General features: G+C 74.3%; 9 protein-coding genes. 3 read left to right on the top strand and 6 right to left on the bottom strand.

Annotation, left to right across the window (positions count from 1 at the left end; all coding sequences use genetic code 11):
• Positions 1-118 precede the first annotated feature (118 nt).
• On the top strand, positions 119-550 hold the full coding sequence (locus tag DEF28_RS24740; RefSeq protein ID WP_147280281.1) for a hypothetical protein: 432 nt from the start codon (positions 119-121) through the stop codon (positions 548-550).
• Between the two features lie 621 nt (positions 551-1,171).
• Here the strand turns inward: DEF28_RS24740 and DEF28_RS24730 are convergent.
• Positions 1,172-2,140 (bottom strand): hypothetical protein, encoded by a 969-nt coding sequence (locus DEF28_RS24730; protein WP_309485859.1) that lies wholly within the window; start codon positions 2,138-2,140, stop codon positions 1,172-1,174.
• A gap of 196 nt (positions 2,141-2,336) precedes the next feature.
• Here DEF28_RS24730 and DEF28_RS24725 point away from each other — a divergent pair, with 196 nt between their 5' ends.
• Positions 2,337-3,077 (top strand): dienelactone hydrolase family protein, encoded by a 741-nt coding sequence (locus tag DEF28_RS24725; RefSeq protein WP_114400771.1) that lies wholly within the window; start codon positions 2,337-2,339, stop codon positions 3,075-3,077.
• A 200-nt stretch (positions 3,078-3,277) separates the two neighbouring features.
• On the opposite strand, the gene DEF28_RS24720 is transcribed toward DEF28_RS24725, so the two are convergent.
• The 5 genes from DEF28_RS24720 to DEF28_RS24700 all read right to left on the bottom strand — a co-directional run bounded on the left by DEF28_RS24720 (position 3,278) and on the right by DEF28_RS24700 (position 6,164).
• On the bottom strand, positions 3,278-3,505 hold the full coding sequence (locus tag DEF28_RS24720; RefSeq protein ID WP_220270062.1) for a DoxX family protein: 228 nt from the start codon (positions 3,503-3,505) through the stop codon (positions 3,278-3,280).
• Between the two features lie 213 nt (positions 3,506-3,718).
• A complete protein-coding gene (locus DEF28_RS24715; RefSeq protein WP_114400769.1) occupies positions 3,719-3,907 on the bottom strand; it encodes a hypothetical protein in 189 nt (62 codons plus the stop codon).
• 409 nt (positions 3,908-4,316) lie between these two features.
• Complete coding sequence (locus tag DEF28_RS24710) at positions 4,317-4,718, bottom strand: PPOX class F420-dependent oxidoreductase (RefSeq protein ID WP_114433529.1); 402 nt, start codon at positions 4,716-4,718, stop codon at positions 4,317-4,319.
• Between the two features lie 345 nt (positions 4,719-5,063).
• Positions 5,064-5,522 (bottom strand): DUF5946 family protein, encoded by a 459-nt coding sequence (locus DEF28_RS24705; RefSeq protein ID WP_114400868.1) that lies wholly within the window; start codon positions 5,520-5,522, stop codon positions 5,064-5,066.
• Between the two features lie 288 nt (positions 5,523-5,810).
• Positions 5,811-6,164, bottom strand: a complete 354-nt coding sequence (locus DEF28_RS24700; RefSeq protein ID WP_233515520.1) for an ABC transporter permease — start codon at positions 6,162-6,164, stop codon at positions 5,811-5,813.
• Between the two features lie 316 nt (positions 6,165-6,480).
• Here DEF28_RS24700 and DEF28_RS24690 point away from each other — a divergent pair.
• On the top strand, positions 6,481-6,916 hold a 436-nt coding region (locus tag DEF28_RS24690; RefSeq protein WP_233515519.1), incomplete at its 3' end, for a DUF6518 family protein.

Below are 6,916 nucleotides of genomic sequence, written 5' to 3'. Positions count from 1 at the left end.
GCCGCGGGTCGGCGGCGCGGCAGGGACGGTTACGGGGTGAGGGGTTGGGGGTCGCGTGTTCGACATCCCTGAGTATGATGCCAAAATGGATAATGACCTCCCGGAAAGTTCTCAACGGATGGCCACTTTGGCGGAGACGGTGGAGATGAAGGGCCGTCTCGTGGAGCAGCTGGACGCCAACCCGCGAGCGCCCGAGGCGCTGCGGGTGGCCGCCGAGCAGCAGCGCGACTTCGCCTCGGCACAGCACGCCGCGCTCGCCGAGGGCCGCGGCGAATTGGCCGCTTTGGCGCAGACGGTGAAGGCGAAGGGCCGTCTCGTGGAGCAGCTGGACGCCAACCCGCGAGCGCCCGAGGCGCTGCGGGTGGCCTTCGAGCAGCAGCGCGACTTCGCCTCGGCACAGCACGCCGCACTGGCCGAGGGCCGCGGCGGAGCGGTGGGGGAGACCCCGGGGATCACGGCGGCGCTCGGTGCGGCGCGGGGGCCCGCACCGAGAGCCGCGGCCCCGGACCGGCGCGAGACGGGCGCGGTGCGGCGCGGCCCCACCGCCTGAAACGCAATGCCGGGCCGGGCGCCGGGGCGTACTGCGCCTCGGCGCCCGACCCGTGTGCGGCGGCACTGCTCGGGGGGCTGGCAGCGGAGCGCCCTGCCGTGTCCGGTGGCCCTGCGCAGCGCCGTCAGGAGCTCGGCGACGCCGAGCTCGTCGTCGGGGCCGGCGGGCGGACGGCAGCGCCTCGGCCAGCGCAGCGCCGCAGTTGACCTCCGCCGGGGACACCTCGCCCGCCAGCCAGCGGGTCAGGGCCTCTTCCTCCGCCGCACCGGCCGGGCGCGTGCCGTAGACGTCGCGGACTTGGCGCCGGTGGTACTCGATCGTCCGCCCCGACCAGGCGTACTTACGGTGACCGGGGTCCTGCCCCCTCTGGCGTGCCCTGCCTGTGCGTCCTGGAGGGCCGCCCGGTCATGCAGGCGGGGTGCGGGTATCAGGGGCGCCCGCATTCGGGCTCAGCCGCCGGGCGTCGTGAAGTAGGCGGCGCTCTCCGTGTTCTCCGGGTAGTACGACTCGATCGCGACTTCGTCGAGGGTGATGTCGCCGGGCCGCGGGGGCGGCGGCCGGCCGCGCGCGGGCCGGTGGCCCCCGGCCGCGCGGTCCGCGGGCGGAGGCCACCGGGGGAGGTCACGGCCAGCGCATGTCGGTTACGTAGGGCAGTTCACGGACCGCGGTGTCGGAGTGGGCGTTGAGTTCCTCGTAGAGCTGGGTCCAGGCGGCGGTGGGCGTGTTGTTGGTGTTGGTGCAGCCGCCGCGCTGGTCACAGGCCATGCGCTGCGACATGGCGCCGGCGAACCGCACCGGGCCGGCGCCGTTGCGGACGCCCCATGAGCTGATCGCGGACCACTGGCGGGCCTGGATGCCGTCGGTGCGGTAGATCTGCGGGATCGCGTGGATCGACCGCGCGGCGCCGGTGGCGACGTAGTGCAGGTCGCCCAGGGACCAGCCGTTGGCGCAGGCGGTCGCGGACGAACCGTAGGTGGGGCAGCTGTCGGCGGAGTTGGCGGCGTAGAGGGTCCGGGAGGTGGCTCCGGTGAAGGCGTCCACCCAGTCGCGGGCCCAGGCGCGCGGGGACCAGCTGGGTTCGGCGTCGACCGCGCCGACGATGGTGACCGGGCCGGAGCTGACCTGGCGCGCGGTCTGGGTGACGATGCGCGCCCATTCCGCGCCGGCCGTGGCGCCGGCGACGCCGCCGTCGGACTTGTTGTTGACCCCCATGGCGAGTTGGGCGGTGGCGCCGCCGGTGCGGCACGCGGCGAAGCCGGCGGCCCACTGCGCGGCGTAGGCGCGGGCGTTGTCGACGGGGACGCGGGGGGTGGTGCTGCCGGCGGTGGTGCCGGGGTGGCGGAGCCGGCCGCCGGACTCCTGGGTGCCGAAGAACAGGACGCGGACGCCGCTGCGTCCGGTGCGGCCCTCGGCGCATCCGGCGTCGCGGGCGGCGGTGGCGTCGGAGGCGGCGCCGGTGAGCGGCACGTAGCGGCTGACGGTGTGCGCGGGGGCGGCTGCGGCGCTGGCCGGTGCCGCGGTGAGACAGGTCAGTGCCATGGCGGCGGCGGACATGCTGGCCAGCCAGGCGGAACTGCGGCTGATACGCACGGGATTCCCTCCGGTTCGTGGGATGCGCGGACAGGGGTCGAAGGTCATTCAGCCGCTCCCGGCCGGGTAATCGCGAGCCCACCCATCTCTTGGGCGTTTTCCGGACAACTGCGGAGCGTTGCCGCGGCGTTACTCGGATTGTCTGCCAGAATCCGCCTGACGCCCATCGCCGCCTCGGACAGGAAGGACTCACCCGATGGCCAGCATCGAGCGTGACCGGATCACCGTGGGTGATCTCACCGCCCACGTGGCACGCCCGGTGGGGGCGCCGCCGGGGGCGGGGATGCTGCTGCTGCCGATGGTCACGGGGATCGGCCGCCAGATGCGGGCCTACGCCGACGAGGTGGCGGCGGTGGGGGTGACGTCGGTGGTGTGGGATCCGTGGCACGGCCACAGCGACGAGGATCTGCCGCTGCGGGAGCTGATGGAGCGCATGGGCGGGTTGGTCGACGCCGAGGTGCGGGCGGAGCAGCGGCGGTTGCTGGACCACATGTTCGGCCGGATGGGGTTGAGCCGGGTGGGCGTGATGGGCTGGTGCATGGGCGGGCGGTTCGCGCTGCTGCTGGCGGCGCACGACCACCGGGTGGCCAACTGCGTGGCCTACCATCCGAGCGTGTTCGCCGAGCCGGCGCCCAACCAGACCGAGGACGCGGTTGCGCTGGCCGAGCGGATCGCCGCGCCGGTCGGTGTGGTCTATCCGGGGGCGGACCACCTGGTGCCGCGGGAGGTGATCGAGGCGTTGTCGGCGTCGCTGCTGCGGCGGGGTGCCGCGTCGACGCTGCTGTCGGTGCATCCGGGTGCGGAGCACGGGTTCATGGACGCGTCGCGGCAGGAGCGGGAGCCGAACCGGGTGGCGCGGCGGGATTCGTGGCCGGCCATGCTGGCGCTGGTGCGGGCGACGCTGGAGGTGGGGGCGCCGGTCCCGGCGCCGCGCTAGGCGGTTGGGGCATGGCGGCCGCGCCCGGTTGGCGGAGTGGGCTCGGTGTCGGCGCTGGTGTGTGCTGTTCGCGGCCCCCACGTTCGTGGCCATGCAGCGTGGGTAGCTCGCCGACGGCGAGATCGCTCGCGACGGCCGCTTCGCCGACGAGCTGTGGGTGGCCGGCCTCGGAGCCGCGGCCCGGATCGGGCGCTCCGAGCTCAGGTACGGCCCGGCACGGGAACCGCGGTCGGGCGGCCCCTGGCGACGACGGCGGCCAGCAGGAGGAGCGCCGCGTTGGACGCCACGTCGGTCTCGGGTCGGAAGAGGTGGAAGGCGATGGCGCGGAGCTGGAGTGCCGCGCATCCAAGAGCGGCCGGGACCGCCAACTGCGGTGTGACGCGGGGGAGGCTCGGCAGGGGGATGCCGAGGCCGCCGTCGGCGCGCACTGGTCCACGCGTCGGGATCTGATGCGGGCGTCAGTGGGGCGGATCTGCGAGGAAACCGACCATCCCGCACCCACGGGGGCCTGCGCACCGGCCTGGTCGAGGGGTTGGTCGATTTCGTCCGGGACCTCGAAGGCGGACGTCTGGACCGTGTACTGGGGGACTCCTGGACCGCGGTGGGAGTGCCCCGGAGGTGGACGCGTTGCGTCGACAGCGCTACGAGGCGGGCACCCGGACACGGGAGTCCGTACCGCGCAGCCATCTGCCGCCGGAGGACGACTCGAACGCTCCCTGGCACTCCTGGTCGGCGGTGTGCTCGTCAGGGGCGCGTTCCAGGTCGAGCCTTCCGGCACGGCGTTCGTCCAGGACCTCGTCGACCGCGTTCTCGCCTCCTCCGCGCGTCACCGCGCTGCTGGTGACCTCCTCGGCCCCTGATTCCTCCTCGTTCGCCGCACGAGTGAGCCGTCAGGGCACTTGGAGGGGCCGGGCGGGGCGGAGGCGTTGGGGGCCGCTGCGCCGTCGCGCCCCGTTCCACTCCCGAGTGCCCCGGAGCGCTACGTGCGGAAACGCGGATTCCTGGATGCAGGCCGCAGGCTGACTTCGGGGGACACGCGCGCCGGGCGGCCCCGCCGCGCCCTCGCCCCCTGCGGTGGAGCCTGGCCGGGCTCGCCGAGTTCGATCGGCCCGGCAGCCCGGGCCCGCGCGGTGCGCGACCGGCACCGCCGCTGAGCGGCGGGCAGCGGCCGTCGGGCGAGGGCGGCGGGGCGCGGCTGCCGCGGGCGGTGAGGGGCGCTACCTCCTCGGGTGGTGGGTGTCAGGCCACGTCGCGCGCGGTGATGCCGGGGGTCGCGGGGTCCAGGCCCCAGGAGACGATGCGGCGGGGGTGGACCCGGATGATCTCGTCGCTGTAGCCGGGGTGCATGGGGCCGTGGTCGCCGATCGGCTCGGCGCGGCCGCGCACCTCGATGCCGCGGTCGACGAAGGGGTCGTAGCAGACGACGTCGTCGATGACGATGGAGACGCGCGGCTCGCGCCGCACGTTGCGGTACTTCTGGGTGGCGCCCATGTCCCATCCGCCGATGTCGATGGTGCCGAGGTCGAGGTTGAGTTCGAAGACGACGGGGCGGAGCTGGGGAGCGCCGGCGGGGCCGATGGTGGCGAGGCGGGCCATGCGCTGCGTCTTGAGGTAGTCGAGTTCGACGTGGGTGAAGGGCATGGCTGTGATCCTGCCGTACGGGGCGCGGTGCGGGCGACCGGGTGGCCCCGAGTAGGAGTGGGAGGGGGAGCCCACATCCGTTGTTCACCGCGGCCGCGGGCACGCCGCGCTACCGGTGGGGGCAGCGATGCGGTGGGCTTTCGCGCTCCGATATCGAGCGGATGTGCGCGGCAGCCGGCGGCCTCGCCCCGGCGCCGCGCGTGGCCCGGCCCGCTGGAGGCGGGCAGGGGGGGCGGCCGCCCGCAGCGGGCCGGGCCAGGCGAGCGGCGACGTTGTCGCGCAGCGCCGGCTGGGCGGGTACTCCGCGCGGCACGCGGACGCGTGAGCTCGCGCGATGCTCTCACCTCACGAGGGGCGGGAGGTCCAGGCGTCGACCGTCGCGGCCGCCCAGGCTTGGACGCGCTCGGGGAACCCGCTGGCGGGGAAGCCGCCGTCCTGGGCGACGTCCGTGATCGTGTAACGGAACCGCGTCGGCGGCCGGTTCGTGGCCGGTACCGCGGTTCCAAGGGTGGTCACGGGCGCGTTGTCGTGGCCGCGGTGGGAATTGCTCCGGCGGGCCCGACCGGTCCGCCGGTTCACGCTGTCGAGCCCGCCTTCGAGGTACGCGTGCAGGATGGCCCAGGGCGCCGCGGCGCCGGCGGCGGGAATCCGGCTGTGGTGCTGGAGCAGGAAGCAGGAGACCGAGACCCCGTGCAGCGGACCCCACGGCGGCTGCCGGGAGTGGTCCAGCGCGAGCAGTTTCTGGAAGAGGTCCTCACAGGAGCGCGGTACCGAGGGTGCGTGGCATTCGGGGCAGTGTGTCACTTCTACGTCCGTTTCTTCTCGTGGTTCGGTGCGGGAGCGGCCGCCGGAGCTGCTGCACCGCTGGGCGCGGCGGTGGGCCCGCCGGGAAGGCGCCCGGCCGGCCGCGACGTGGCGGGCACGCCCCGGCGTGGTCGATGGGTGGCCCGAATGCCAGCACGGTCGTCCAGACGGGTCCGTCCGCGACATGGTGCGCGTCGGCGCGCACGACGTTAGAAGCTCCCGTGACCGGAGGGTCAAGAAGCGGCCGGCGAGGTGTCCGTCACATGGCGCGTCAGATGCCCGGAGCGTTCAGCGTCCTTTGCGCGTGTAGGCGCGGAGCGACAGCGGGACGAAGATGATCAGCGGGGCGGCCGACCAGGGCAGGACGGCGGTCACCGGATGTTCGAGTGGCCAGGCCGCGTCTCCGGACGGGGCGCCCGGGTTGCCGAACAGTTCCCGTGCGGCGGCGGTGAGCGCGCTCACCGGGTTCCACTCGGCCAGGAGGCGCAGCCATCCCGGCATGGCGTCGGTGGGGACGAACACGTTCGACAGCATCGTGAACGGCAGGCCCAGCGGCACCATCGCGTCGGCGACCTGGTCGTTCTTCACCGCGAGGCCCACATCGACCGGCTGGTGAAGAGCGGGGGAGTACCCGATCTTCACCAAGATCGTGATGGAGGCGCGCCAGCCGCACCCGAGCCGCGAAGACCAGTTCCGGCACGGGCTCCAACGCGTCCTCGACTGTATCGCCGCGGCCTTCCCGTCGATGGCCGGGTCTCCGATGTCGGCGCACCGAGAGGGGCGGGAAGACCAGGACGGTCCGGGGCAGGCTTGTCGTCGGCCCCGCGGCTGGTCACCTGCTCGCAGGTCCCGCGCCGCGGCGCCCGCCGGGGGCGCCGGGACGGCTGGAATGGGCGGAACGGGCGGCGACGTCGGCCGCTGGTGAACGACGAGGGCCGGCCGCGGCGTTAGTCCGACCATGACGACGCATACGCACCTGGCCCCGTCCGCGCTCCCCCTGGCGGCCGCCGCGTCCGGCGGGGCCGTGGTCGGGGTCCTGACCTCGTTCGGGCAGGGGTGGCTGCCCGGTGCCCTCAGCTCGCTGGCCAACTCGGGCGGGTCCTGGAGCCTGGCCGCGTTCCTGCTGGCGCTGCTCGGCCCGCGGCGATGGGTGTGCGTGGCCAGCGGCGCTCTGGCGCTGGCCGCCATGGTGCTCGGCTACGACCTCGCCTCCCTGCTGCGCGGCTACGCCGTGTCGGGAGTCTCGACGGGCTTCTGGTTGACGGCGGCCCTCACCGTGGGTCCGCTCCTGGGATGGGGCGCCGACGCGGTGCGGCGCCGGCCCCGCCGCGACGGAGAGGGACCAGTAGACGGGAGAAGTCGTCTCCAGCAGGCGCAGCAGCCCGTACCCGCCC

This window comes from Marinitenerispora sediminis (assembly GCF_003336425.1).
GTDB lineage: Bacteria > Actinomycetota > Actinomycetes > Streptosporangiales > Streptosporangiaceae > Marinitenerispora > Marinitenerispora sediminis.
The sequence above is the reverse complement of the archived record's forward strand: the minus strand, read 5'-3'. Positions and strand labels throughout refer to the sequence as shown.

What these genes read in the sequence shown, in the direction of transcription:
- DEF28_RS24740 (WP_147280281.1), top strand. Translation starts at nt 119, where the DNA reads ATGGCCACTTTGGCGGAGACGGTGGAGATGAAGGGCCGTCTCGTGGAG.
- DEF28_RS24725 (WP_114400771.1), top strand. Translation starts at nt 2,337, where the DNA reads ATGGCCAGCATCGAGCGTGACCGGATCACCGTGGGTGATCTCACCGCC.
- DEF28_RS24710 (WP_114433529.1), bottom strand. Translation starts at nt 4,718, where the DNA reads ATGCCCTTCACCCACGTCGAACTCGACTACCTCAAGACGCAGCGCATG.